24 protein-coding genes are annotated in these 26,113 nt (G+C 71.9%); 10 read left to right on the forward strand and 14 right to left on the reverse strand.

The window, feature by feature from the left end; genetic code table 11:
• Nucleotides 1-7: 7 nt before the first annotated feature.
• The 4 genes from ADK66_RS12400 to ADK66_RS12415 form a co-directional block, all read right to left on the reverse strand.
• Nucleotides 8-1,804: a hypothetical protein gene (locus tag ADK66_RS12400; RefSeq protein WP_053654762.1), complete on the reverse strand. Its 1,797-nt coding sequence runs from the start codon at nt 1,802-1,804 to the stop codon at nt 8-10.
• A gap of 108 nt (nt 1,805-1,912) precedes the next feature.
• Nucleotides 1,913-2,917 carry a glycine betaine ABC transporter substrate-binding protein gene (locus tag ADK66_RS12405; RefSeq protein WP_053654764.1) on the reverse strand — a complete coding sequence of 335 codons (1,005 nt, stop codon included), beginning with the start codon at nt 2,915-2,917 and terminating at the stop codon, nt 1,913-1,915.
• A 223-nt stretch (nt 2,918-3,140) separates the two neighbouring features.
• Entirely contained in the window at nt 3,141-3,878 is a 738-nt protein-coding gene (locus tag ADK66_RS12410; protein WP_053654766.1) for an ABC transporter permease, read from the reverse strand.
• A complete protein-coding gene (locus ADK66_RS12415) occupies nt 3,875-4,561 on the reverse strand; it encodes an ABC transporter permease (protein ID WP_053654769.1) in 687 nt (228 codons plus the stop codon). The genes ADK66_RS12410 and ADK66_RS12415 overlap by 4 nt, the downstream gene beginning before the upstream one ends.
• A gap of 2 nt (nt 4,562-4,563) precedes the next feature.
• Here ADK66_RS12415 and ADK66_RS12420 point away from each other — a divergent pair, with 2 nt between their 5' ends.
• Nucleotides 4,564-5,568 carry an ABC transporter ATP-binding protein gene (locus ADK66_RS12420; protein ID WP_053654770.1) on the forward strand — a complete coding sequence of 335 codons (1,005 nt, stop codon included), beginning with the start codon at nt 4,564-4,566 and terminating at the stop codon, nt 5,566-5,568.
• 61 nt (nt 5,569-5,629) lie between these two features.
• On the opposite strand, the gene ADK66_RS12425 is transcribed toward ADK66_RS12420, so the two are convergent.
• The 7 genes from ADK66_RS12425 to folP form a co-directional block, all read right to left on the reverse strand.
• Complete coding sequence (locus ADK66_RS12425) at nt 5,630-6,181, reverse strand: hypothetical protein (protein WP_369814779.1); 552 nt, start codon at nt 6,179-6,181, stop codon at nt 5,630-5,632.
• Nucleotides 6,182-6,189: 8 nt separating this feature from the next.
• Complete coding sequence (locus tag ADK66_RS12430; RefSeq protein ID WP_053654772.1) at nt 6,190-6,498, reverse strand: hypothetical protein; 309 nt, start codon at nt 6,496-6,498, stop codon at nt 6,190-6,192.
• A gap of 51 nt (nt 6,499-6,549) precedes the next feature.
• Nucleotides 6,550-7,764, reverse strand: a complete 1,215-nt coding sequence (locus tag ADK66_RS12435; protein WP_053654774.1) for an ABC transporter permease — start codon at nt 7,762-7,764, stop codon at nt 6,550-6,552.
• Nucleotides 7,765-7,884: 120 nt separating this feature from the next.
• Nucleotides 7,885-8,424 carry a DUF3180 domain-containing protein gene (locus tag ADK66_RS12440; RefSeq protein WP_053655058.1) on the reverse strand — a complete coding sequence of 180 codons (540 nt, stop codon included), beginning with the start codon at nt 8,422-8,424 and terminating at the stop codon, nt 7,885-7,887.
• A 19-nt stretch (nt 8,425-8,443) separates the two neighbouring features.
• The gene (gene folK, locus ADK66_RS12445; RefSeq protein ID WP_053654776.1) at nt 8,444-8,971 is read right to left on the reverse strand and encodes a 2-amino-4-hydroxy-6-hydroxymethyldihydropteridine diphosphokinase; all 528 of its coding nucleotides are present in this window, start codon (nt 8,969-8,971) and stop codon (nt 8,444-8,446) included.
• Nucleotides 8,968-9,333 carry a dihydroneopterin aldolase gene (gene folB / locus ADK66_RS12450; RefSeq protein WP_053654778.1) on the reverse strand — a complete coding sequence of 122 codons (366 nt, stop codon included), beginning with the start codon at nt 9,331-9,333 and terminating at the stop codon, nt 8,968-8,970. The genes folK and folB overlap by 4 nt, the downstream gene beginning before the upstream one ends.
• A 76-nt stretch (nt 9,334-9,409) precedes the next feature.
• Nucleotides 9,410-10,279 carry a dihydropteroate synthase gene (gene folP / locus ADK66_RS12455; RefSeq protein WP_053655060.1) on the reverse strand — a complete coding sequence of 290 codons (870 nt, stop codon included), beginning with the start codon at nt 10,277-10,279 and terminating at the stop codon, nt 9,410-9,412.
• A 354-nt stretch (nt 10,280-10,633) separates the two neighbouring features.
• On the opposite strand from folP, the gene ADK66_RS12460 reads away from it, so the two are divergent.
• From ADK66_RS12460 to ADK66_RS12490, 7 genes are read left to right on the forward strand one after another with little or no spacing between them, the layout of a single operon-like run.
• Complete coding sequence (locus ADK66_RS12460; protein ID WP_053654780.1) at nt 10,634-10,948, forward strand: hypothetical protein; 315 nt, start codon at nt 10,634-10,636, stop codon at nt 10,946-10,948.
• A gap of 12 nt (nt 10,949-10,960) precedes the next feature.
• The gene (locus tag ADK66_RS12465) at nt 10,961-11,323 is read left to right on the forward strand and encodes a hypothetical protein (protein WP_053654782.1); all 363 of its coding nucleotides are present in this window, start codon (nt 10,961-10,963) and stop codon (nt 11,321-11,323) included.
• Nucleotides 11,324-11,372: 49 nt separating this feature from the next.
• Nucleotides 11,373-14,819, forward strand: coding sequence for an ATP-binding protein (locus ADK66_RS12470; protein WP_053654785.1), 3,447 nt, complete (start codon nt 11,373-11,375; stop codon nt 14,817-14,819).
• A 1-nt stretch (nt 14,820) separates the two neighbouring features.
• Nucleotides 14,821-16,782, forward strand: a complete 1,962-nt coding sequence (locus tag ADK66_RS12475) for a hypothetical protein (RefSeq protein WP_053654787.1) — start codon at nt 14,821-14,823, stop codon at nt 16,780-16,782.
• On the forward strand, nt 16,779-17,336 hold the full coding sequence (locus ADK66_RS12480) for a hypothetical protein (RefSeq protein ID WP_053654789.1): 558 nt from the start codon (nt 16,779-16,781) through the stop codon (nt 17,334-17,336). Before ADK66_RS12475 ends, ADK66_RS12480 begins: the two co-directional genes overlap by 4 nt.
• A complete protein-coding gene (locus ADK66_RS12485; protein ID WP_053654792.1) occupies nt 17,333-18,505 on the forward strand; it encodes a M23 family metallopeptidase in 1,173 nt (390 codons plus the stop codon). Before ADK66_RS12480 ends, ADK66_RS12485 begins: the two co-directional genes overlap by 4 nt.
• A 13-nt stretch (nt 18,506-18,518) precedes the next feature.
• Nucleotides 18,519-19,118, forward strand: coding sequence for a hypothetical protein (locus ADK66_RS12490; protein WP_053654794.1), 600 nt, complete (start codon nt 18,519-18,521; stop codon nt 19,116-19,118).
• Nucleotides 19,119-19,121: 3 nt separating this feature from the next.
• On the opposite strand, the gene ADK66_RS12495 is transcribed toward ADK66_RS12490, so the two are convergent.
• Complete coding sequence (locus tag ADK66_RS12495; protein WP_197281497.1) at nt 19,122-19,685, reverse strand: hypothetical protein; 564 nt, start codon at nt 19,683-19,685, stop codon at nt 19,122-19,124.
• Nucleotides 19,686-19,870: 185 nt separating this feature from the next.
• Here ADK66_RS12495 and ADK66_RS12500 point away from each other — a divergent pair, with 185 nt between their 5' ends.
• Entirely contained in the window at nt 19,871-22,432 is a 2,562-nt protein-coding gene (locus ADK66_RS12500) for an FtsK/SpoIIIE domain-containing protein (protein WP_053654797.1), read from the forward strand.
• Between the two features lie 28 nt (nt 22,433-22,460).
• Nucleotides 22,461-23,174, forward strand: coding sequence for a hypothetical protein (locus ADK66_RS12505; RefSeq protein WP_053654799.1), 714 nt, complete (start codon nt 22,461-22,463; stop codon nt 23,172-23,174).
• Nucleotides 23,175-23,219: 45 nt separating this feature from the next.
• Here the strand turns inward: ADK66_RS12505 and folE are convergent, their stop codons facing one another.
• On the reverse strand, nt 23,220-23,885 hold the full coding sequence (gene folE / locus ADK66_RS12510) for a GTP cyclohydrolase I FolE (RefSeq protein ID WP_053655062.1): 666 nt from the start codon (nt 23,883-23,885) through the stop codon (nt 23,220-23,222).
• A 35-nt stretch (nt 23,886-23,920) separates the two neighbouring features.
• Nucleotides 23,921-25,939 carry an ATP-dependent zinc metalloprotease FtsH gene (ftsH, locus tag ADK66_RS12515; RefSeq protein ID WP_053654801.1) on the reverse strand — a complete coding sequence of 673 codons (2,019 nt, stop codon included), beginning with the start codon at nt 25,937-25,939 and terminating at the stop codon, nt 23,921-23,923.
• Nucleotides 25,940-26,113: the final 174 nt, after the last annotated feature.

Below are 26,113 nucleotides of genomic sequence, written 5' to 3' on the forward strand. Positions count from 1 at the left end.
TGCGGAGTCAGCGCCAGCGGTCGGTGACCGGGGCGCCGCCGGCGCGTGGCACGTCGTCCTGCGGCGGGTAGCCGTACCGCTCGTCGACCCGCCGCCGACCGGCCCGCTCGGGTGCGGGTTCCGCCTCGTGGCCCCGCTGGCGGGGCGGGCGCCACTCGTCCGGCACGGGCACCCCACCCGCCGGCAGGGCCGCCCGTCCCGCCGGCTCGTCCCGGCGCGGGCCCTCCTGCCAGCGTGAGTCGTCGGGCCAGCGTGCGTCGTCAGACCGGCGGGGGGCTTCGTGGCGGCGTGGGTCGTCGGGCCGGTGTAGGTCCTCGTGGCGGCTCGGGTCCTCGTGGCGGCTCGGGTCCTCGTGGCGGACGGAGGCCCAGCGGTCGGCCATCCGGTACTCGGTGCCCGTGCCGTCGGCGTGTACCTCGGCCCGGCGCTCGCCGACGTGCAGCTCACGGCCGTGCTCGTCGTCGCGGACGGCCGCCCACCGATCGCCGGCCCGCAACTGCGACCAGTATTCGCCGGTGTCGTCCGCCCGCAGCGGAGGACCGGACCGCGGTGCTGCGGCACCGGCCCGGCCCGGCTCGGGCGACGGCGTCCAGCCGCGATCGTCGCGCTGCGACCGGGCACCCCGGCCGGGCTCCTCCGGCTGGGCGTAGGCCTCGCGCGGATCGGTCCACTGCGGCTCGTCGCGGCGGGCAGGCGCCTCCCGTTCCGGTCCCCAGCCGTCCCGTACGCCCGGCCGGGCCGGCTCATCACGGGTCACCGGCTGCCCGCCCCAGGAGCGGTCGTCGGCGGGACGGGCGCGGTCGTCGGCGTTCCAGGCGCGGTCCGGGGCGGCACGGGGGCGGTCGTCGTCGTACGCGGGCCGGGCGCTCTCCTGGTCGCCCCACGAGTGCTCGGCCGACCGTGCACGCCCCTGCGCGCCGCCACCGCCCCGGGTCCATTCCTGCGCCGGAGGGGTCCACTGGCCGGCGTACCCGCTGCCGTAGCGCCCGTCCGGCTCGGCCTGCCCGCCGTCGACAACTGTGTGCCGGGTGGTGACGTGGACCGTCTCGGTGTGCCGGACCACGCCGACCGGCCGGGGCGCCGGCTCAGGACGGTCGTGTTCGCGGGGGCGGTCCTGCTCGCGGGGGCCGGGGACCGAGCCGTACCCGGTGCGCGGCTCTGCCCCGTGCCGGCCGGCGGCGGACGGCTCGGGGCCGGCGTCCGCGACGGCGCGGCTGCGGTACGCCGGCTCGTCGTCGGGGCGGTCCTGGCCGCCCCAACGGGCGGGGGCGTCGTCCGCGACCGACACCCGGGCCCGCGCGGCCGGCGCGTCGGCGGGAACCGAGGCGCGGCTGCGGACGGGCGGAGCCTGGTCGACGGGGTCGACGGCAGGCACCCGCGCACGGCCCGCACCCGCGGGCTCGGCCGCCGGGGTGGCACCGGCGAGGGCCGCACCAGTGGCGTCCAGGCGGCGGCGGACCGCGGCGACGCCCTCCTGTGCCCGCTGCGCCTGGTCGAGAGCCTGGTTGCCGCGCTGGGCGGCGGCGACGATCTCGGCGCGCAGCTCCCGCCGGACCTCCTCGATCTCGTCCAGCAACTCGTCGGCCCGCGCCGAGGCACCGGCGTTGTCCGGCCGCAACGCGATGGAGAGACCGATCAACACCACCGCCAGGATGGCGAGTACCGCCGCGAAGCGCAGAGGACCGTTACCGTCGGCGACCAGCAGGATCAGCGCAGCCAGCGGGGCGAGGCCGACACCGGCCCAGAAGAGGACGGTCAGCAGCAGCGGTTGACGCCTGGCGTCGGGGGTGGCCGGGGCTGGCATGGATGTGCAGCCTACCGACGATTTCCACCAGATGGAACGGGCCCTACCGGACGGAGGACGCCCCCGGCCCGAGTGGGACGGGGGCGTCGCCGGCACGCCGAACGTGCGTCAGCTGGTGGCGAAGGCACCGTCCGACGAGAAGATCAGGCCAACGCTGATCTTGCCCTCACGCAGCGCGTTCTTGGTCAGCGGGCCGCCCTGGTCCAGTGAGGAGAACGAGCCCACCGAGAGCCCGTACGTCTTCTCCAGGCCCGGCTTGCAGAACGGGCGCTGCTGGCACTCCGGCGGGCCACCCAGCACGGTGGCGCTGCCGGAGCACTTCGTGGCGAACTCGGAGAGGGTCCGCACGCCGTACTTGTCGGCGAACGCCTGGGTGACAGCAAAGGCGTTCTGATCCTGCGCGGCGGCGGGGGCACCGAACGTGAGGCCCGCCTTGTCACCTTCGGCCTTGAGGGCGGTCACCGTCTTGTCGATGTCGGGCGAGGAGACCGGCTGGGCGTTCGGGCCGTTGGCCTTGGTGTTGAGGAACTCGGCCATCGTCGCCGCGTACTCCGGAACGACCTGGACCTCGCCCTTCTCCAGCGCCGGCTCGTAGAGCTCCCGGTTGCCGATCTGCTGCACCTTGACCTGATAGCCGGCCGCGGTGAGCGCGATCCGGTACAGCTCGGCAAGCGTCTGGCTCTCGGCGAAGTTGCCGGCGCCCACCACGATCTCGCCGCCCGGGCCCTTGGCGATGCCCGACGTGACGTTGTTGGCGGTCGCGAACTCCTCAGCGGCCACCTTGGGCGTCTTGCGGTCGTCGTTGACGGCCTTGTTGAGCTGGACCAGCTTCGGCGTGTCGAGCGCCGCGGAGACCTTGTCCAGTGCGGCGATCAGCTGCGGGGTGGCCACCTTGCTGTTGACCGCCGGAATGACGTTGTCGGAGTTCTGGAGCTTCTTGTCGTCCTCCAGCGCCACGAGCTGCTGGCCGGCGACCGGGGCACACCCGGCGCCGGACGCGCTCGTCTGCGGCGCGTCGGTGCCGGACGAACCGGCATCACCGCAGCCGGTGAGGAGCGCTGCTCCGGCGACGGCGCCAATCGCGCCCATCGCCAGACGTGTACGTGCGCGCATGTGCCCGCCTTCCGTGTCCCGGCGCGGCCCGTCCCGGGCCGGCCGCGTGTCCGACGGGCGATCCTGACTGTCGGCCGCCCGCGACTATCCACCCAACATGGTCCGCAACCGACCGACAACTTGAAATGGGCATCGTCACTGCATCGTCACCGAACGTCCAAGCGTCGGTCGCCGTTTCGCCGTCCGCTCATCCTGACGGGCAGACCACCGATCCCCGTGGGCGTCAGGCGCGGCCTGTGGCGTCGGCGGGCCGGGGAAGCCCTGCGCGCTGTCGCCCACGCCGCAACGGGCGGGGGGTGACCAGCCGTTCGACGATGCCGAGGAGCAACTCGGCAAGCAACGCGAGCCCGGCCACCAGCACACCACCGGCAAGGATCTGACCACCGCCGGCCGCGATGCTCAGCCCGAACCCGGTGCGGATGATCTCGCCGAGCCCGCCACCGTTGACGAACGACGCCAGCGCCGCAGTGGCGATCACCTGCACGGCGGCGGTGCGGAAGCCTGCGGCCAGGTACGGCACCGCCAGTGGCAACTCCACCCGACGCAGCACCTGCCCGCCGGACAGACCCATCCCGCGGGCCGCGTCGCGCGCCTCGGCGTCCGCCTGACGTACGCCGGTGTAGGCGTTTGCCAGCAGCGGCGGGACCGCGAAGACGGCGAGCGCCACCACCACGGGTGTACGGCCGAAGCCGAGGAACGTCAGCGGCAGGATGGTCAGCAGCGCCAGGGTGGGGATGGCCAACGTGGCGTTGGACACCAGCACCACGAGGCCACCGCCCCGACCGGCGTGCCCGAGCCACAGGCCGACTGGCCAGGCCACCAGGCAGCCGAGCGCCACCGCCAGGGCGGAGATCGTCAGGTGCTCGCCGAGCCGGTCCAGGATGCCGCCGGGGTTGGTCCAGTTCAGCGGGTCGTTGAGCCAGAGCACCGCCTGGCGCACCGGGTTGGCCGCGGCGCTCACCGGGCACCCCGGGCGGACCAAGGGGTGACCAGCCGGCCGATGAGCACCAGCAGCAGGTCCAGCAGCACCGCGAGCGCCACGCAGAGCAGCGTGCCGGTCATGATCTCGGCCTTGTAGAGGTTGTTCTGGAAGCCCGCGAAGATCAGTTGGCCGAGGCCGCCGTGCCCCACCAGCACCCCGACGGTGACCAGCGCGACAGTCGAGACGGTGGCCAGCCGCAGCCCGGTCAGGATGCCCGGGATCGCCAGCGGCAGATCGATCCGGAAGAGCCGTCGCCACCGGCCGTAGCCCATGCCCTCGGCGGCCTCGCGGACATCAGGTGGCACCTGGTTGAGCCCGGCCACCACGTTGCGGACGATCAGCAGCAGCGCGTACAGGACCAGGCCGACGAGCACTGTGGTGGTGCCGGTGCCCAGGTACGGCGCGATGAACGCGAACAGCGCCAGAGACGGGATGGTGTAGATCACGCCGGTGACGCCGAGGATCGGGCCGGCCAGCGGGCGCACCCAGTACGCCAGCACCGACAACGGCAGCGCGATCAGCACCGCGATCAGCACCGCACGCCCGGTGAGGGAGGCGTGTTCACGCAAGGCGGCGACGATCGTGTCAGAGTTGTCCCGCACGTACTGCCAGGAGAACCAGGGGTTACCCGGGTCGGCCCGGTAGCTCAGGCGGAAGGACATACGTGGACGTTACCCCGGAGGCCCCCGGCGTGGCCGGATCCCCTCGCGCAGCATCGATCTCCCTGCAGGGCATCCAGAAGCGCTACCCGAACGGCACCGAAGCCGTCCGTGAACTCAGTCTGGACGTCAAAGCCGGCGAACTGGTGGTGCTCATCGGGCCGTCCGGCTGCGGCAAGTCGACAGTCCTCCGCATGATCAACCGCCTGATCGAGCCGACCGCGGGGCGGATCATGCTCGGCGACGAGGACGTCACGGACGTCGACCCGGTGCGGCTGCGCCGCCGTATCGGCTACGTGATCCAGAACGTCGGCCTCTTTCCACACCAGACGGTACGCGCGAACGTGGCCACCGTGCCGGGCCTGCTCCGCTGGTCCCGGGAGCGGACCCGGACCCGGGTCGACGAGCTGCTGGACCTGGTCGGGTTGGACCCGGCCCAGTTCGGCGGTCGCTATCCGCACGAGCTGTCAGGCGGTCAGCGTCAGCGGGTCGGCGTGGCCCGCGCGCTCGCCGCCGACCCGGTGGTGCTGCTCATGGACGAGCCGTTCTCGGCCGTCGACCCGATCGTCCGGGCGCGGTTGCAGGAGGAGTTCCTCCGCCTCCAGGCCGAGGTCCGCAAGACGATCGTGCTGGTCACCCACGACCTCGACGAGGCCGTACGGCTCGGCGACCGGATCGCGGTGCTCTCCCAGGGCGGGCAGCTGGAGCAGTACGACACGCCAGCCGCCCTGCTCGGCGCACCCGCCACCCCGTTCGTCAGCGAGTTCGTCGGCGCCGACCGGGGCATCCGCCGGCTGGCCGTCACACCGCTCGACAGGGGTGCGCTGGAGCCGGTGCCCGGCGACGCCGACAGCGATCTGCCCACCGTTCCGCTGGACGGCACCGCGTACGACGCGCTTGCGGTGCTGCTCACCTCGGGACGGGACCGGCTCGTGGTGACCGACGCCGGCCGGCCCGTCGGCGCGCTCAGCCGGCAGCGCCTGCTCGACCTCGGCCGCCCGACGAGCTGACCCGCCCCGGCAGGTCCTCGGTCACGCCGTCACCTGGCTGCCACTGGGACCGCCGGTCGGATCAGGCACGACCGCCGAGGCTTGCGGTGCCGATGATCCAGCCGGTGAGGAAGCCGTAGCCGGCACCCGCGCTGGCGTCCTGGAGCGCGCCCAGCATCGACGGGTCCGGGCCGAGCAGCGCCGCCAGTACAGCGGCGAGTCCACCGGCGAGCACGTACGCGGCCCAGCCGGAGAAGAACTGGCTGATCGAGCCCGGCACGCGGGCTACCTGCGCGGCGGGCAGCAGGTAGAGCAACGCCACGGCGAGGACCACCAGCAGGACGGCCCGCAGGTTCGCGGCGAACAACCCGCCTGCCTGCCCGTCGGCGTCCACCAACCAGGCCGGCCACGCGAGGAGGCGGAGGTAGTAGCCGCCGGCCGAGTCCGGGCTGGTGAGCGTGTCGGCGGCCCAACGGGTGTACGCCGGGCTGCCGCAGATGCCGACAAGCAGCAGGACGGCGAGCGCCCCGGTGCCAGCGGCCGTCCCGTAGCTGCTGACCGGGCCGGAGCGGCTGACGAGCCCTCTTATCCGCCCGGGCCCGGAACCGGCCGGTCGGGTGGACCTGGGCTGCACCGAGCGGCTCAGTGCTTCATCAGGTAGTCGATGAAGGCGGCCCGCAGCAACGGCGCCGACTCCTCGTAGCCGTGCCCGGTCAGTTCCCGCCACAGCGCGTTCGCCTCGTCGATGGTCGGGCCGATCGAGTTCGGTGCGCCGTCGAGCACCGTGGCCTCGTCCGCGTTCGGCAGGTGCCGCAGCACCGACCAGAAGAAACCCACGTCACGACGCTCCCGGGCCAGGGCGAACGCCCGTTCCCGCAGTTCCTCGGTGGACAACGCGTCGAGTTCTTCGAACGAGGATCCGCCTGCGGTGGCGGCAGGTGTGTCGGTCATGTCGCCGAGCCTAACGGTCGAGATCAGCTTCGGCTCGACGGACGGCGCGGCTCACCGGTCGTCGGCGTCCCAGCGGCGCGGGCCGTCCTCCCAGCGCGGATCCCGCCACGGATCGACAGGTTGCGGGGCGGGTGGCGTCGGCAACGTCGGAGGCCAGTTGTCGGCCGGCTGTGACCGGGCCATCGTCCAGCCCGTGCTGATCGTGCCGTCGCCGACCGGTTCGAGCTTGTCGAGGTTGCCCGGCCGGGGCCGCCCGAACGTCTCGACAAGCCTGGTGACCACGAGTCCGACGCCGAACGCCACGCCGCCGACCGCCCAGAGGCTCACCGTCCAGCCGCGCTCCGGCGCGTACGTCAGGAAGACGGTGACCAGGCTGACGGCCAGCACGGTGCCGAACACCCCGCCCCGGCGGCCGTACGCGCTGGTGCCGCCCAGCAGGGACACTCCGACCGCCAGCAGACTCCAGTCCAATCCGGAATCGGGTGTCACCGGCCCCGGGTTGTTGGCGGCGAGCAGGGTGCCGGCGAGCGCGGCCAGCACGGTGGAGCAGATCAGCGCGAACGCGGTGATCACGGCGGCCAGCGCGCCCCGGCGGCGGGCCGGATCGGCGACCGGCCGGTACCGGCCGACCAGCTTGCGGATCGACCGGATCGCGCCGAACACCCCGCCGAGGACCGCGACAGCGGCGAAGCCCGCGAACAGGTAGACGGCCGACCGTGCGGGCTCGTAGTCCCCCTGCACCAGCACCGGCGCCGAACGGCGTTCGATGTACACCACCACGGCGGCGGCCCCCGCCAGGCTCGCCGCCCAACCGGGCACCTGCAACACCACAACGGCCAGCGCCAGGACGAGCCCACCCAGCGCGGCGGCCACGGCGGCCGACCCCACTGACGCCGCCAGCCCCCTGTCGCCCTGCTCCGCGTAGTGCAACGCGGCGGCCACCGCCACCGGCCCCACGGCCAGGTTCGGGGCAGCGGTACGCAGGCTCAGGCCGGCGGATAGAGCGAGCAGGCCGAGCCCGACCGCGTTGACAAGCAGGGTGCGCAGGGCCGCGCCCCGCAACACGTCCGGGTCGGCCCGCCAGAGCAGCCAGCCCAGGGCGGCCAGGCCGGCCAGCAACAGGAACTCCCAGCCCACGTGCACGCCGAGGCGGTCCCGGCCGGGCTCACCGTGCGCGGGGTCGTCGAAAACGTTCTCCAGGACGGCCGCGGGAACCCCGGATGAGGGTTCGACCGGCCGGTCCCGGCCCGATTCTTCGTACGCCATGGCACCGCCTCCCCAGTGGCCGGCCGTCCTCGGTCCCGCGCACGGACGGATCGGCGGCGGCCATTGCTCTCCGATCGCAGGCACCGTACCCGCGCCCGGAGCCGGGCGTAACCCCTCGGCTCAGCGCTGGTTTGGGTGACTCTCGCGCTGGTCGGGCTCGTGGTCGTCGTCCGGCCGCTTCGGTACCCGGCAGGAACGCTCCAGCCAGAGCGCGGCGCCGACCAGCGCCAACGACGCCAGCATTCCGCCCGCCGCAGCCGGGCGATCCTCCGTGGCGGCCCGGGTGTTCTCGACGAAGAGCCAACCGGTGAAGCCCGCGTAGAAACCGGCGAAGATGGCCCCGGCCAGCGCCGACGCCTTGGCCAGCACCACGAACCGGGCGACCAGCAACGGGTTGACCGGGTCCCGGCCAGGCTTGCGGTCGATGCGGCTCCGGGTGTTGACGGCGGCGTACGCCTCCAGCACCGCGAGCGCGGCAAGCGTCACCACCGGCAGCCAGGGCAGTTCGGGGATGCTGCTGTAGTAGAAGGAGCTGATCAGCAGCCAGGCCACCGCTGCGGCGCCGAGCGCGGCCACGACAAGGGTCGAAATGCGGGTGGGGCCCATCCGTGACCGGTCCTGGCCGGGCCCGCCCGGTGGTGGGGACTTCGCCTGCGTCATGCCGGCCGGCTCCACTCGGTCATGCCGTCGACTCTATCGCCAGTTCCGGCCGGGGACGCAGTTCCAGCGCGTCGTCGGCGACGGGACCGGCGGTGAGCAGGTCGGTCAGCCAGCCGTGACCGGGCAGCCGCCCGTACGGCTGGATGTCGATCCACGGCCGCAGCACGAACGCGCGCAGGTGCGCCCGGGGGTGCGGCAGGGTCAGTTCCTCCTCGTCGCTGAGCACCGGTTCCCCGTCGTCGTCCCAGACCGCGATCACGTCCACGTCGAGGGTGCGCGGTCCGAACCGCCGCTGCGGGTCACGGACCCGACCTGCCGCGTGCTCCGCGGCCCGCGCCCGCTCCAGCCAGTCGCGGGCGGTGGCGGCGTCGTCCTCGGCAAGCAGCACCGCGTTGAGGTACGCGGGCTGGTCGGCGTCTCCCCACGGGGGAGTCTCGTACACGCCGGAGACCACCAGCACGGCGTCGCCGAGCGTCGCGAGGGCCGTGCGCAGGTGGTCGAGCCGGTCACCAAGGTTGCTGCCGAGGGAGAGCACCGCCCGGGTCACGGGGTACGTCCCCGGGTCATGGTGACGGCCACGTCGGTGAACGTGTGCGGCACCGGCGCCTCCGGCTTGTGCACTGTGACCGTGGCGGTGGTGACCCGCTCGTCGGCCAGGCATACCGCGAGCAGTCGGTCCGCGAGTGTCTCGATCAGGTTGACCGGCTCACCGGTCACCACCGCGACCAGTTGTTCGGCCAACTCGCCGTAGTGGACCGTCGCGGTGACGTCGTCGCTGGCGGCGGCCGGGGCGAGATCCAACTCCAGTACGGCGTCGACCACGAAGTCCTGGCCCTGCGCCCGCTCGAAGTCGTACACCCCGTGCCGGCCACGTGCCCGCAGGCCGGTCAGCTGGATGCGGTCGGTCATCGCTTCCCCTCTCGCCGGCCGGCCATCCGACCGGTCGGTGCCACGACGGCGCGTAGGCGTCGGCGGCACGGGCCGGTCATGCGGGCCGCCCGTTGGTTGCCTGCGTCGCGACGAGTCGCGGGCGGCCGGTGGCGGCCCAGACGGCCAGCGCGTCGGCGGTGGCCCGCACGTCGTGCACTCGTACCCCCCAGGCTCCGGCCGCGACCGCCAGCACGCTGGTGGCGACGGTGGCCGCCTCCCGCTGCTCGATGGGTCGCGGCGTGCCGTCCCCGGCGGCGAGCAGCCGTCCGAGGTAGGACTTACGGCTGGCACCGAAAAGCAGCGGGTACCCGAGCTCCAGCAACTCCGGCAGGCGGGCGCTGAGCTCCCAGTTGTGGGTGGCCGTCTTGGCGAAGCCCAGGCCGGGGTCGACGACGATGCGGTCCGCCGCCACCCCCGCGGCGAGCGCCGCGTCGATCCGCTTGCCCAACTCGGCACGGACGTCGGCCACCACGTCGGTGTAGCTGGCCAGCTCGCGCATCTGTCGTGAGTGGCCACGCCAGTGCATCAACACCCAGGGGCAGCCGGCGTCCCGGACCACCCGGGCCATGTCGGGGTCGGCCAACCCTCCGGAGACGTCGTTGACCACCGCCGCGCCGGCTGCCAACGCGGCCTCGGCCACCCGGGCGCGGCTGGTGTCGATGCTGACCGGTACGCCGGCCGCGACCAGCTCACGAATGACCGGCAGAACCCGGTCGGCCTCGGTCGCCGCGTCGATCCGCTCGGCACCCGGGCGCGTCGACTCGCCGCCGATGTCGACCAGGTGCGCTCCGGCGTCGCGCAGACGGACGCCATGTCCGACGGCCGCGTCGAGGTCGGCGTACCGTCCGCCGTCGGAGAAGGAGTCCGGCGTGACGTTGAGGACGCCCATCACCACCGGGCCCGGAGCCCGTACCAGATCGGTCACGACTAGACGGTACCGGTCGCGGCGGCGGAGCCCTCCGGCCCGGGTGATCCCCCGAACCACCACCCCTGACGTGCTCATTGGAACAGGTGTACGATCGGTCTTCCGGGCAGAATCAGGCAGCCCCTTCGCGCTTGTCGCAATCCGGGGCGGCCCGTACGCTTTGGAATTGGCCAGCATCGAGATGGCGAAGCCTGGAGGGAGGGCCGAAGCGGGGAAAAACCGCCCAAAGCTCGCCACTCTCCGTGGTGAGTAACGAACACAGGGTCGAGTTCGCTGCGCCCTGTGAGCACATTTCCCGCAGGCTTGGCTACTGCACCGCCGCGGCACGGCCGGCCGCGATATGGGGAGGTTCCAGTGATCGCCTTTGAGCTCATGGAGACGGCGTCGTCCGGCGTCGCCCACGCGCTCTCCACCCTGGCGTCGGCTCCGCTCGCCGAGCCGGCACCGAAGGGGATCGACACCAACGGTGTGGTCACCTTCTTCGCCAGCAAGATCGCGCCGATCCTGCTCGCCGTGCTGGGCGTCATCTTCATCGGCCGCGCCAGCCGGGGCGAGATATCCAAGGTGCTGACGAGCTCCGCCATCGCCATCGTCGGGCTGGCCTTCATCGCAGGCGCGGCCACGCTGTTCTTCGTCGGCGATTACCTGATCGATCTGATCTTCGAATAGGCGCGTTCACCAATGCGGCTGCGCACCGACGACGACATCTACCGGGCCCGCCTGGTCTACCTCGGGCCGCCCGGCTACACCCTTCCGGTCCACCTGCCCTACGCCCAGTACGGGCTGTTCATGCTGCTCGTCCCCCTCTACATGTTCATCCACTGGCTGTTCACCTTGACGGTCGAGCTCTTCCCGGCCTGGGAGATCGCGCTCGCCATCGTGACCACGTCGTTCATCTTCCGGCACGTCGACCCCGATCGGCCGGCGCGAGTGGTCATCCGCACCGCGCTCACCGACTGGCGACGTACCCGGGAGCCGGCGGTCGAGCAGCGTGACCCACGCCTGGTCGGCAGCCGGATCAGGATCCGGGAGGAGCTGGCATGACCGGGCGTACGCCGATGGGTTTGTCACACGTTGTGGGTGAGGCTGCCGCATGAGTCGCTCTTCCACGCCGGGTTCCCCGGCCGGCCGCCCGGCCGTGCCGGCTGGTCACCGTACGCAGTCATTCGACTACACCGACGCCGAGGATGAGGTGGCGCTCGATCCCGCGCTGGTGACCTCGCCCGGCCACGGGGCGGTCGGCGTCTTCCAGGCTCCCCGGCCGGTCACCCGCCGTACGCCACCCGCCGAGCCCGCCGAGGTGTCGGCCGGCGAGAACGCCGACATCGACTCACCGTTCCTGGACCTGTTCGGCGCGGCCCGGCCCGGCGCGGCGCGGGCCGTCACGGCCGGCCCCGCCGTTCGGGAGCAGCCCGCCCTTGGGCCGGCACCCACCCGACCAGCTCAGAGGGTGCCGGACCGCGCACCCGATCTGGAAGCACCGTGGACCCCCGACGACGAGCCCGACGGCCGTCCGGTCGAGCCACGGCGTGAAGGTGCCGTGGAGTCGCGGCGCAGGGCTGCCGGCCCAGCCCTCGAAGCGCGCGGCGCGGCCGGCCCGACCGCCGAGTCCCGGGTGCCGCACCAGGCCGGCGACCGACTGCCCATGCTTCGCCCACCGAGCGAACCCGCGCCGGCCACGGCGCACACGCCGGCCCCGACCAGCGCGACCGGTACCGCCATTCCGACCAACGGGTCGACGGCGCCGTCCGACCGGCAAGCCGGCCCATCGAAGCGGGCGCCAGCGGCAGGTCCGGCCGGCACCGCCGAACGGCCGGCTCTGGAGCGACCCAGGCGGCGGACCCCCGAACCCGACGCGGAGCGACCCGGATCCGTCGGCACAGACCCGGCCGGGCGGGAGGTCGCCAAGCCCCGACGCCGTGCCGCGGGCCGCCCGGACCAACCGATCCGACCGACGCGCGTCCGGGCACCAAAGATCAAGTTCGGCGACCGGGATCCGTCGGTCGAGCTGGCCATCACCGAGATCGCCGGCCACCTGACCTTCACCCCCAACACGGTCACCGCCTGGTATTGGTTGCCCGAGGTCCGCTGGGCGTTCCGGCCGGACGCGGAACGCGAGGCGCTGCTGTCCGCGATCTCCGAGCAGTACGCCGGCCTGGCCGGCTTCCGGCTGCACCTGCGCCGCACCACCAGGCCCTTCCCCGCCGACGAGTGGGCGCGCACCATCGACGCGCACACCCCCGCACCGCTCGCCGACGTACCCGGCACCACCGGCTGGGCCGACCACCTGGTAGCCGCCCAGCGGCACCTCATGGCGGTCAATCACGCCGAGGGGCAGACCTACCTGGGCGTCACCTTCGCCCGGCGCTCGCTCGGTGACTCGCTCACCGAGCGGCTGTTGCGCACGTTCGGCCGGGGCACCGCCGACGGCGAACGCCGCAAGCTGGGCCGCACCGTCGAACAGTTCGACGAGGTGCTCGGCGCGTTCGGCATGCGCGGCCGGCGGGTCACGGCCCAGGAGCTGGAATGGCTGCTCTACCGCTCGGTCGCGCTGTGCATGTCACCCCCGGGCCGGCTCTCCCCGGTGACCGACGGGCAATGGGAACGCGGCGACCTGCTAGCCCTCACCGAGCAGGTCGAGCGCTACCGCACCCCGTACGGCTCGACGGTGAAACTGGTCAATCGGATGACCGGCGAGGAACGGCACGTCGCGGTGCTCGCCGTCGGTCGGATGGAACCGCTGGAGATCCCCGAGCGGCACGAGCCCTGGCTGCACTTCCACGAGCGGCTGCCCTGGCCCATGGAGATCTCCACGCGGGTCGACATCCTCGGCTCCGGCGACTCGTTCCGTAACCTCGAACACCGGCTGCGGATGATCCGCTCCCAGCAGCTCGACTACGCCGAGCACGGCATCGACGCGCCCCCCGAGCTGGAACGTCTCGCCAAGCGCGCGCTGGTGATCGGCGACGAGATGACAACCGGGCTGCCCGTCGACTCGGCGCGGGCCCACGGCTGGCACCGGATCGCCGTCGGCGGCCGGACCAGGGAGGAATGCCTGGAGCGGGCCCGTCGGCTCATCCAGCTCTACTCCCGCGAGCTGCGCATCTCGCTCCAGCACCCGAAGAACCAGGATTGGCTGGCCCGCGAGTTCATCCCCGGCGAGCCGATCGCCAACACCGGATACGTCCGCCGGATGCCGGTCCCGCTGCTCGCCGCCGCACTCCCGCAGGCCGCGTCCAACGTGGGCGACAGGCGCGGCGACCTGATCGGCCGGACCGCCGGCACCTGCCGCCGCCCGGTCTTCCTCGACCTGCACTTCCCCATGGAGGTCCGCGAACGCTCCGGGCTCGCGGTCTTCGTGGCCGAACCTGGTGGTGGCAAGTCGACCCTGCTCGGTGCCCTGGGTTACCTGGCCGCCCGCCGGGGTGTTCAGGTAACCCTGCTCGACCCGTCCGGGCCGCTGGCCCGGCTCTGCGCCATGCCCGAACTGCGGCCGTACTCCCGGGTGTTGAACCTGACCGGCTCGGAGCATGGCACCCTGGCTCCCTACTCGCTCATCCCCACGCCCCTGCGCAGTGAATTCGCGGCCGGAGCCGCCGGTGACCGGGAGTTCGAGATCGCGGTCTCCAACGCCCGCGCCGAGCGGCGGATGCTGGTCCAGGACATCTGCATGATGTTGGTGCCGCCGCAGGTGGCCCGGGAGGCGTCGACCGCCACCCTGTTCCGGCACGCGGTCCGACAGGTCCCCGCCGAGGAGACGTCCACCCTGGACGACGTGGTGAGCTGCCTCGGCCGGCTCGACGACGACGCCGGCAAGGAGCTGGCCAACCTCCTGCTGGACACCGCCGAGATGCCGCTGGCCATGCTCTTCTTCGGTCGGCCACCGGAGGGCCTGCTCGGTGCCGACGCGGCGCTCACTGTCATCACCATGGCCGGGCTGCGACTGCCCGATCTCAAGATCGAACGCGAGTACTGGTCGGCGGAAGAGGCACTCGCCCTGCCGATGCTGCACACCGCGCACCGGCTCGCCGTCCGCCGCTGCTACGGCGGGTCGATGTCGTCGCGCAAACTCGTCGGTCTCGACGAGGCGCACTTCATGGAGGGCTGGCGCTCCGGCCGGTCATTCCTCGTCCGGCTCGCCCGCGACTCCCGCAAGTGGAACCTCGCGGCGCTCGTGGCCTCGCAGAACCCCCGCGACATCCTCGGCCTCGACGTGCAGAACCTCGTCTCCACCGTCTTCGTCGGCCGGATCGCCGAGGACGCCGAGATCGCCTCCGAGGCGCTGAGGCTGCTGCGGGTGCCGGTCAACGACGGGTACGAAGCCACACTCGCCTCGCTCTCCGCCGCCGACACGAACTCGGCCAGCCGGCTCGGCTTCCGTGAGTTCGTGATGCGCGACGTCGACGGACGCGTGCAGAAGGTCCGGGTCGACGTCTCGTACGTCGACGGCCTGCTGGAACACCTCGACACGACGCCCGCCGCGATCGCTGCGGCGGCCGGAGTGCTCCCGAGCATCCCCCTGCCGGATCTGGAGGCGTGACATGGCGAGGGCCTGGGCACGGATCGCGTCGTTCCTGCTCGCCCTCGGCGTACTGGCCGGGGCCAGCCTCTCCTGGCCGCTGATCGGCGCGGAGGCTGCCGCCGCCGCACCGCCCGCTGCCACCCAGCCCGTCGCCCAGGCTCGCGCCGACCTGTGTACGACCCCGGAGTGGCAGGCCGACTTCCGGGCCTGTGTCGCAAAGCTCCAGGCGGTCAGCGAGGACGAGATCACCTGCCGCAACGCCCCGACGCCCGGCACTCCGGACTCCGGCCTCGCCGGCTGGTTCGCCGCCGCCCCGCCGGCAGAGGCGGCGAATGGGGTGGCCGGGCGCTACAGCCTCTATGGGTACGCGGGTTACAGCTACAACACCTACGACATCGGCGGGGGCTGCGCATCAGCAGTCCTGCACCCGGACTACAAGTTCACCACCACGATCGCGAACGGCGAGTTCATGGCCGCCACGGCGATCATCGGCGCGTCGAATGCGCTGAGAGAGCGGGCCTGGGATCCCGGCTCGATGTGGGGTTGGGCCGACCCACTGGTGGACAAGGCGACCAAGGCCGTCTACGAGAAGGTGTTCAGTGTCTTCGGGATCGTCACGCTGTGCGTGGTAGGCCTCTACCTACTCTGGCGGTCCCGTCAGTCGGACATGAGCAACGCGATGACCACCGCCGGCTGGGCTCTGCTCGTCATGGTCGCGGTCACCGCGCTTGCCGCGTGGCCGATCAAGTCGGCAAACATCGCGGACGGTGCGCTCGTCGCCGGCCTCGGGGTGGTGCACGACGCGGTAGGCCCGCAGGCGAAGGAACCGGCACCGGGGCGTTGCATCGATGAGGACCGATGCAAGGATCTCAGAAGCCCTGCCGTCCGGGCCAGCGACACCGCTACCGAGACCATGCTCTACCGGAACTGGGTCCGAGGGGTGCTCGGCTCGGCCGACAGTGAGACTGCTCGGAAGTACGGTCCAGCGCTCTACGACGCACGATCTCTGACATGGGGCGAGGCCCAGTCCATGCGCGCCAACCCTGCTACCCGGGCGCCGACGATCAAGGCGAAGCAGCAGCAGTGGGCGCGGGTGGCCGAGCAGATCCAGACCGAGGATCCTGAGGCGTACGAGTATCTCCAGGGGATCCGGGACATGGACCGGGTCGGCGCGGGTTTCATCGCAGTGTTGGCCTCGATCCTCTTCGCCATGTTCGATCTCACCGCGTCCTTGCTGGTGCTACTGGGCTTCCTTGTCTTCCGGTGGGCGGTGATCGCAGCACCCATCCTTGGCACCGTCGGGCTGCTCCGACCAGCCAGCGCCGGCCTTCGACGGCTGGCGAACGCCGTGGTCGCCGCTGTCTTCAACATCGCCATCTTCGGCACCGGGGCGGCCATCTACCTGTTCGCGGTCGACCTGATCATGAGTACGCCCACCTTGCCCGGTTGGCTCCAGGTGGTACTGGTCTGGCTCTGCGGAGTGGTCGGTTGGTTGCTGCTACGGCCGTACCGACGGATCACCCAACTGGGCGGCAAGGACAGCAGCGAGGCGGTCAGCTCGGCCGGCTCCTGGCACCGCCGGTTCTTCCGGGACATGCGTGTCGCGGCGCGGCTCGACATCGCGGAGCCCGGGGGTACTGCGGAGCCGGTGGGTGGACGCCGGTCGCCGGTCGCGGAGCAGACCCGGCTGCGCCCGGAGGCGCGCAGGGAAGATCCGGTGCCGACCTCGGCTGCCCCGCTCGAGGGTCAACGCGCTGGCGGCGCACGGCCCGATGGTCAGGAACGCACTGACGAGACGCCGACAACGGAGACGGGCGGCAAGCGTCGACCGGTTCCGCCTCAGCCTCGACGGCGGCAGCCGGCGACCTGGACCGAGCCGGACGTGCCGGCCGAGAATCCGTCGTTCGTGGTCTACCGGCCAGGCTCCACCGAACGTGCGCCGGACCGCACCGGACCGCGGGTGCGTTCAGAGGCTCGGTGACAGCGATGCGACGTGCCCTGGAGTTCCTCTTCACCCGGGCGCTACGGTCCCGGCTGGGTGTGGCGCTGGTGATCGCGGTGCTCGTCTTCGGCGTGATCGGGGTTGCCCGTCTGGCCTCCGGTCCACTCGACCCGGCGGACGGTCTGAGCAGCCGACCGAGCCGACCGATCACCACTGTGGACCCGAAGGCTGGTGACGATGGCGTCCTCGCCACCGAGGCACCGCCGTCACCGGTCACCCCGGTGGGTGCCCGTACTCCTGAGCAGACCGCCGACCGGTTCACAGCGGCCTGGCTCGGCCGGCCCGGAATGACCGCCGAGGAATGGCACGCCGGCCTGCGGCCGTTGTCGACGCCGGCGCTGACCGAGAAGCTGGCCGGTGCCGAACCTGCCGGGGTTCCGGCCGAGAAGGTGACCGGCCCGCCGACGGTGCGGGCAGGCACCGAGACGTTCGTCGAGGTGCTTCTGCCACTCGACAACGGCCGGCTCCGGCTCGAGCTGGTCATGGCCGATGGCGACTGGCTGGTCGACGTCCTGGACTGGGAGCGGCAGTGACCGCCAGCGCCTCCGCAGCCGTCCGCCGGCCCATACGGATCGGACTGATCGCCAGCATTCTCACCGGTGTACTGCTCCTGCTCTGCTGCACCGGCGGCACGGCTGCGTTCTTCCTCAGCGGGCTCGGCGGCACAGCAGAGGACGGCGACAGCCTGGCCGGCTGGGGCTGCGGCCCCGTCCGGCCGGTCGACATCACCGGAGAGTTGCCCCGGTTCGCCGAGTACGGCGACACACAGATCCGCAACGCCGCGATCATCATCAAGGTCGGCCAGGACATGGGGGTTCCCTCGCGCGGCTGGGTGATCGCCCTGGCCACCGCCATGCAGGAGTCCGCACTGCGCAATCTCGCGAACTCCGGCGTACCCGAGTCTCTCGCCCTGCCGCACGAGGGTGTGGGCGCCGACCACGATTCGCTCGGCCTTTTCCAGCAACGGCCGGGGTGGGGCACTGTCGCCGAGCGGATGAATCCCGCCTACACGGCTCGGAAGTTCTACGAGAAGCTCGTCAAGGTGCGGAGTTGGCAGCGCCGACCGCTGACCGTGGTAGCGCAGCAGGTCCAGATCAGCGCATACCCGGACGCGTACGCCAAGCACGAGGAGTTGGCCAGCACGATCGTGGATGCCCTGGCCGGTGGTGCGGCCCGCACCGTCGAGATCAACGGCAAGGCGGTCTGCAACGCCGCCGAGCGTGGTGAGATCGCCGCCTCCGGCTGGACCGCGCCGATCCCCGGCGACGTCGGCTCCGGCTTCCGGACCACCGAACGGCCCAGCCACAACGGGGTGGACATCGGTGCGGCCAAGGGCACCGATATCCGCGCCGCAGCGGCTGGTCGGGTGCTTGTCGCCCGCTGCGACCCCGACGACCGGGGGCGGCAGAGCTGCGACGTGGACGGGCATCCCGGCAAGGGCGGCTGCGGGTGGTTCGTCGACATGCTGCATGCCGGCGGGTACATCACCAGGTACTGCCACATGGTGACCCGTCCCCGGGTCGCACCTGATCAGATCGTGCCGGCGGGCGAGGTCATCGGGCAGGTCGGCAGCAGCGGCAACTCGTCCGGCCCGCACCTGCACTTCGAGGTGCACCGGCGCAACGACCGGTCCAGCCGCGGTGCGATCGATCCGGTTCCGTTCATGCGGCAGCGGGGCGCCCCGCTGCGCGCTGCGGAGTGAGGTCACAACGGGCATGACCGGACCAATGCCGGACCCCTTCGCCGACCAGCCCGACTGGGCACCTCGGCCGCCTCGTCCGCTGACCATCGTCTCCGCGACCGAGCCCGTGGAGCTACGCGGACGGCGGGTACTGGTGGGCCTGCCGGGTCTGGGTTGGCGAGGCGATCTGCGCGCCGACGACCGGGTGGTGCAGGGTGCCCGCACCTACGTGCCGGTGATTCCCGAGCACGAGTGGTACCGGGCCGAGGCAGACCAGGTCGAGGTGTTCGCGCCGCTGATGCCCGTGGAGCGGGTGTGGGTGGAGACGATCGTCGAGCGGCCCGCGGCGGACAGCACCCGAGAAACCGGCATCCGGCTGGTCTCACTGGACGGCCCGACCCACCCGTCGCCCACCCCCGTCTTCGAGGCGGACGCGGTGACCGGGCGCCGGGTCGTGCACGTCGAGGACGGCGTGGAACATCGGGACATGCGGGCGGTCACCGAGACGTACTCGGGCGCCGAGGGCGACATCTGTGTACGGATCACGCCCGAGGTGGAGTGGTACCGCTGGGCCTGGCGCGGCCAGTCACCCACCACCTTGGAGGTTCCGGTTCACCTGCTGTGGATCGAGTGACGGTCAGCTCACCTTGGCCCCATCGCATACACGCCAGCCGTCTCTGTCTTGCACGTCGAAGCGCCAGGTGTCGGTCAGGCTCTGTTGAACGCCGTCAATCGATGCACTTCGCCGAATGACAGCGACGACCGAAGAGGCGTCCTGACCGGTCGTAGACGCCGCAACGCCCTCGATGTTGATCGAGAAGGAAACGTTCAGCTCCCTTTCCCGCTGGATTATCTGAGCACCAAACTCATCCAGGGCGGGAACTGCGCCATCGCAGGTGAACAGCTTGGCCCTGTTGAAATCGCGAGATACAAGCGCAGCCTGTAGATAGTTAACGACGACGACGTCGGGTGAGCTCCGGTCCGGAGTGGCAGCCCTGTTGTACCAGACGAAGCCGGTGATGACAGCACCCATGCCGAGCAGGGCGAGCACCCCTCCGACAACGATGAGCACAGTCCGCAACCGGCGGCGTGGCGGCTCCGGCGCTGGCGCGGCCTGGGCCGGCGGCAGCTGCTCGGACGGTGCCCGCTGGGCCGGTACGCGGGAGACCTGGGAACCGGCGGGGGGCTGCACTGATTCCACCTCCTGACGTTAACGGCTGGACGCTCCGGAGCCAATGCCTCAGATCGAGCGGATCGTGACGGACCGCTGCCCACTGGTGAGATCCGCGACAACACCGGCGCACCGCCGTGGCACCTCCCGGTGGAGCGGCCCTGGCTGGGATACCGTCTCTGCTCGGGAGGGGTTGCCAACCTCGGGCAGAGGGGGTGGACGCGGTGGCCGGTCCGAAGGCACGCACGAACCGCGCCGCAGCGCTGCACCGCCGGGCCGCAGCTGTCGTGACCGCCGCTGCAGGCATCCTCGACGAGACCCGCCCGGCCCCCGCTGACCAGCGTCGCCAGTACGAGTTGGCCGACCGTCTGCGGGTTGTTGCCGAGCGGCTGGCTCCGGGTTGGTCGGGCGCCGCCCTGGATTCGCTGACCGCAGATTCTCCGGCTGGTGACGGCCCGCCTCCGTTCGTGAGGGTGGGTACGGCGGCGCCGTTGGACGACGCCCGTTTCCCCGCGCTGGTGCCGCTGGTCGGAGCCGGACATCTGAGTGTGGACGCCGACGCCCGGGAGCCTCGGGTGGCGGGGCTCCTGCGGGCTGTGCTGTTGCGGCTGCTGGGTGCGGCGCCTGCGGGTTCGCTGCTGGTGCGTGCGGTGGACGCCACGGGTGCTGTGCTCAGCCCGTTCGGCGCGCTGGGCGACGCGGGTCTGTTGCCACCGCCGGCCGTGGACGTGGCGGGTTTGCGCGCGGTGCTGACCGAGGCGGAGCAGTGGGTGGCCCCGGGGGCGAGCGGGCGGCGCCGCCACGACCGGACGCTGCTGCTGGTGGTCGCGGTGCTGCCGGAGCTGACCGGCCCGACGGATCTGGCGCGGATCGAGGCGTTGGCGGAGCAGGGTCCGGCCGCTGGATTGCACCTGGTGGTGACGGGTTGGCCTCCGGCCGGCCCGTATGCGGCTCGGGCGCCACTGCCGCGGGCCACTCCGCTGGTGTTGCGCAACGCGTACGCGCTGCTTGGTGATCCGCCGGGGACGTCGTTCGCGAGCCCCGGTGCCGAACCGCCGGGTGGGTTGAACTCGCCTGTCTTCGTCGAGGCGGACCCGCCGGCCGACCTGGTTGACGCGGTGTGCAGGCGGCTGGCCGAGCAGGTGGAGGCGGGTTCCCGGTTGGCGTTGGCGGATCTGCTGCCGGCGACGGGTGAGCGGCTCTGGGAGTCCGACTCGGCCGACGGGTTGACCACGATGGTCGGTGATGCCGGGGGTCGGCCGGTGCCGCTGGGGTTCACGGAGCTGACCCCCCACTGGCTGGTGAGTGGCCGGTCCGAGGCGGGGCGTGCGGCGTTCCTGACCACGGCGTTGCTCGGGCTTGTCGCCCGGTACGGTCCGGACGACCTCGCCCTCTACCTGGCCGATCTCGGGGACGGCGAGTCCTTCGTGGAGTTCCTCCAGACCGAGCGGGACCGGTCCTGGATTCCGCAGGTGCGGGCGGCGGCGATGGCTGCCGACCGGGAGTACGTGCGGGATCTGCTCGAACAGTTGACGGCCGAGGTGCGGCGCCGGACGGAGGCGGCCGAGCGGGCGGGTGGCCAGCGCTTCGCCGAGTTGCGCCAGCACCAGCCGCTGCCCCGGATCGTGTGTGTGGTGGACAATCTGCCGTCGGTCTTCGCCGAGCGTGACCGGCTGGCTGCCGAGGTGGCCTCCCTGTTGGACGGGCTGGCCCGATCCGGTCGGGCGTACGGCGTACACCTGATTCTGGCCGGGGCGGGTGAGCTGGGGTTGAGCGCCCGCTCGGACGGCGGGCACCGGGATTCGGTGCTCGGGCAGTTTCCGGTACGGGTGGCGCTGCCGGGCGGCAGCCCGGTGCTGGAGCCGACGAACGACTCGGCGGCAGGGCTGCCGGTCGGCAGTGCGGTGGTGAACACCGCCGGTGGGCTGGGCGGTCCTCGGGGCGCGATCCGTGGCCACGAGCGGCTGATCCGGCACCCCGATCCGCAGGACCACCCGGAGGTGGTGGAGCGGCTGCGGCACGAACTCTTCGCCGCCCGGCCGGCGGGGTCGGCCCCGCCTGTGGTGTTCGCCGGCTACGCGCGGCCACTGCTGGGCAACGATCCCCGGCACCGGGCCGCACTGGCGGGGCAGGCGCACGGGCCGGCTGCCCTGCTCGGCCGGGCTGTGGACGTGGCCCGCACGACTGTTGCCGTACCGCTGGGGCCTGCGGCCGGCCGTAACCTCGCGGTGCTGGGGTCGGGTCCGGCGGCGGGTGGGCTGCTGGCGACGGCGGCCCGGAGTACCGCGGCCCATCACCCGCCGGGCACGGCGCGGTTCCTGCTGGCGGCACCCGACCCGGGTGCCCGGCCGCTGGTGGAGGCGCTGACGGCCGAGCTTGCCGCTCGCCATCCGGCCAGCATTGTCGACCTGCCGACGCTGCTCGCGGATCCGGACGACGAGCTGCCGACGTACCTCGTGGTCTTCGGGTTGGACCGCCCTGGTCCCCGGGAGTTGTCGGCGGACCGGCTGCGCGCCCTGCTGCGGGACGGCCCGCCTGCGGGACGGCACCTGTTGGGCTGGTGGCGGGCGGTGCCGCCGTTCGCCGCGCTGCTGGAGCCGGACGGCGAGGTGGACAAGCTCGCCGCCGTAGCGGTGCTGGATGTGCCGGCCGCGCAGCTCGCGGCCGTCTTCGGCCGGCCGGTGGAGTGGCGGACGCGCCCCGACCGGGTGACGCTCTGGGATGGTCCGGGCGATCGGGGCACGGTACTGGTGCCGTTCGCCGACGAGGCGTGGTGATCCGGCGGTGCGCGCGGGAGGTGCGGGGATGAGCGCGGAGGCGACGGTGACCGGGCCGGTCCGGCAGCGGACGGCCGGGCCGGACGATGCGCGGTCGGGCGCGGAGCCCGCCAACGCGTGGTCGGAGTACCTGGCGGCGGCACGTCAGCTGGACGGGGTGCGGCGCGGCGCGGCAGCGGCAGCCGGCGAGCAGGCCCGCTCGGCGGAGGCCGCCCGGGAAGAGCTGACGGTGGTCCGCGCTGGGCTGGCGAGTCAGCAGGAGCGGCTGCGGGAGCTGGGCGTACCGGCGATCTCGCTGGTGCCGTCGCCGCCGGAGCTGACCGAGGCGGCCCGGTCGATGGCCGGCGGCCCGGCGGCCGTGTTGGCGGCGCTGCGGGCGGCGCGGGGCCGGGCCGAGGCGGCGGACGCGGCGCTGGCCGCCCGCCGTGGGTTCCGGCCGGGTTCCTGGCCCGCGCGGGCGCGCAACCTTCTGGTGTACGGGCCACTCGCGCTGCTCGTGCCACTGATCCAGGTGATCGTGTACGCGTCGACCGGTGCGGGTGCGGCAAGTGTGGCGGCGCTGATCTGCGGGCTGCCGATGCCGGCGGTCGCGTTCGTCGCCGGTTGGGTGGGCGTCGGGCGGTTGTTCCGCGCCGGCCCGGGTGAGCGGCTGGACCGCACTGTGCGCTTCGGCGCGCTTGTCTGCCTGGTGCCGGCGGTGCTGGTAACGGCGGTTCTGCTGCTGGCCCTGCTGGCCGGCTGACCCACCGCGAACAGCGGAGTTGGTCGGCCGACCAGCAGCGTGCGGTCAGCGGGGGATGATCAGCGCCATCGCCTCGGCCCGCGACTTGGAGTCCGACTGCAGGATGCCGCGTACCGCCGAGGTGATGGTCTGGGCACCGGACTTCTGGATGCCACGCATCGCCATGCACATGTGCTCGCACTCCAGCACCACGACGACGCCCCGGGGTGCGAGCTTGCTCATCAGCAGGTCGGCGACCTGGGAGGTGAGGCGTTCCTGCACCTGCGGACGGCGGGCGAAGACCTCGACCAGCCGGGCCAGCTTGGACAGGCCGGTGATCCGCCCGTCCGGGCCGGGGATGTAGCCGATGTGCGCGCTGCCGCGGAACGGCAGCAGGTGGTGCTCGCAGAGGCTCATCACGTCGATGTCCCGGACGATCACGAGTTCTTCGTGGTTGGCCTCGAATGTGGTGCTGAGGACCTGCGCCGGGTCGACCCGAAGACCGGCGAACAGCTCGGCGTACGCGCGGGCGACCCGGGCCGGGGTCTGTTGGAGCCCGTCACGATCCGGGTCCTCGCCGACCGCGATCAGGATTTCCCGGACTGCCTTCTCGATCCGGCCGAGGTCGATGGCCTCCTCGACCGGGCGGCCGCTGAGCCTGCCGCTGATCAGTCGGGCGGCCACGTAGTCCAGGGCGTCGTCACCGTCGGGTTCGGTCGCGGAGACGGCCAGCTCCCTGTTCGGGGAGCTGGCCGTCGGGTCGTTGCTCAGTGCGTACCGTCCGAGTTGTTGGACGGTGTGCCGCCACCGACGGACGCCTGCGCGCCGTCGGCCTGGGCCTGCGCCTTGAGCGCGTCCTTTTCCGCGGGGGTGAGCACGGGCGGCTCGGTGGAGGGCTGGCGCTTGCCGAAGCCGTTGTACGGCGCCAGCGGCGGGCGCTTGACCACCCGGGAGCAGATCCGCGCCATGTCGGCCGTGGAGAGGGTTTCCTTCTCCATCAGCTCGAGCACGATGTTGTCCAGGACGTCCCGGTATTCCACCAGGATCTCCCACGCCTCGTCGTGCGCCAGCTCGACCAACGCCCGCATCTCGCCGTCGATCTCGGCGGCCACGGAGTCCGAGTAGTCCCGCTCGTGGCCCATGTTGCGGCCGAGGAACGGCTCGTCCCCGCTGGTGCCGTACTTGATCGCACCGAGCTTCGAGCTCATGCCGTACTGGGTGATCATCGCGCGGGCCAGTTGGGTGGCCTTCTCGATGTCGTTGCCAGCGCCGGTGGTGGGCTCGTGGAAGACGAGTTCCTCAGCGGCCCGGCCGCCCAGCGCGTACGCCAGGGTGTCGATCATTTCGGCCCGGGTCTGGGTGTACTTGTCTTCGGTCGGCAGCACCAGGGTGTGGCCCAGCGAGCGGCCACGGGACAGGATCGTCACCTTGTGCACCGGCGCGGCGTGCGGCAGCGCCCAGGCGACAAGCGCGTGCCCACCCTCGTGGTACGCGGTGATCTTCTTCTCCTGGTCGCTCATCACCCGGGTCCGTCGCTGCGGACCGGCGATCACGCGGTCGATCGACTCTTCCAGCGAGTCGTTGGTGATCGCCCGCTGGTCCTTACGGGCGGTGAGCAGAGCCGACTCGTTGATCACGTTGGCCAGGTCGGCACCGCTGAAGCCCGGGGTACGCCGTGCCACCGCGTCGAGGTCGACGTCGGGGGCGAACGGCTTGCCCTTGGCGTGCACCCGCAGGATGGCCTTGCGTCCCTCCATGTCGGGGGCGTCCACCGGGATCTGCCGGTCGAACCGACCGGGGCGCAGCAGCGCCGGGTCGAGGATGTCCGGCCGGTTGGTGGCCGCGATCAGGATGACCCCGCCCTTGGTGTCGAAGCCGTCCATCTCGACGAGCAGCTGGTTGAGCGTCTGCTCGCGCTCGTCGTGACCGCCGCCCATGCCGGCGCCACGGTGCCGGCCGACGGCGTCGATCTCGTCGACGAAGACGATCGCCGGGGCGTTCGCCTTGGCCTGCTCGAAGAGGTCACGGACCCGGCTGGCACCGACACCGACGAACATCTCGACGAAATCGGAGCCCGAGATGGAGTAGAACGGCACCCCGGCCTCGCCGGCGACCGCGCGGGCCAGCAGCGTCTTACCGGTTCCGGGCGGGCCGAACAGCAGCACGCCCTTCGGGATCTTGGCGCCCAGGGCCTGGTACTTCGCCGGGTTCTGCAGGAAGTCCTTGATCTCGTGCAGTTCCTCGACGGCTTCCTCGGCACCCGCGACGTCCGCGAAGGTCGTCTTCGGAGTGTCCTTGGTGATCATCTTCGCCTTGGACTTGCCGAAGTTGAGCACCCGGGAGCCGCCGCCCTGCATCTGCGACATGAAGAACAGCAGCAGGAGCACGAGTAGCGCGATGGGCAGCAGGTTGACCAGCAGGCTCACCCAGATGCTGTCCGACGAGACCTCGACGTCGGCAGGGCCGGTGACCCGGTTGGCCGCCTTGGCGTCCAACACCTCGTTCCAGATCTGGTCGCCAGCCTGATACGGGAACTGGGCCTCGATCTTGTCGGTCTCGGTCTTACCGAACTTCGTCTTCTCGGCCAGGTCGAGCTGGAGCGTCTGCTCCTTGTCCTGGAAGACGACTTTATTGATCTTCGCGGTATGGAGCTGGTCGAGCGCAACGGAAGTGTCCACGCGGTGGTAGCTGGGACCACTGGTGAACAGCTGACTGAGCACAACGGCGCCGAGGATGACCAGGATGATCCAGACCACCGGTCGGCGGAAGAAACGCGTACGTTCCATACTGTTGTCGAGCGCCAAGGCGCCCGCATCCTCCTGATCGACGTCCTGACCGTCTGATTGGTGTCGCCGCGTGAGCGGCCGCCGGAGCCGCCGTGCGGGCCGGCCTCGACCCCGAAGCGCGAAAACTGCCGCGCCGCGGTCATTCGACGGTACACCGTGTACGCGACGAGTGAG

Origin of the sequence: Micromonospora sp. NRRL B-16802 (genome assembly GCF_001279555.1) — a bacterium.
Taxonomy (GTDB): domain Bacteria; phylum Actinomycetota; class Actinomycetes; order Mycobacteriales; family Micromonosporaceae; genus Micromonospora; species Micromonospora profundi.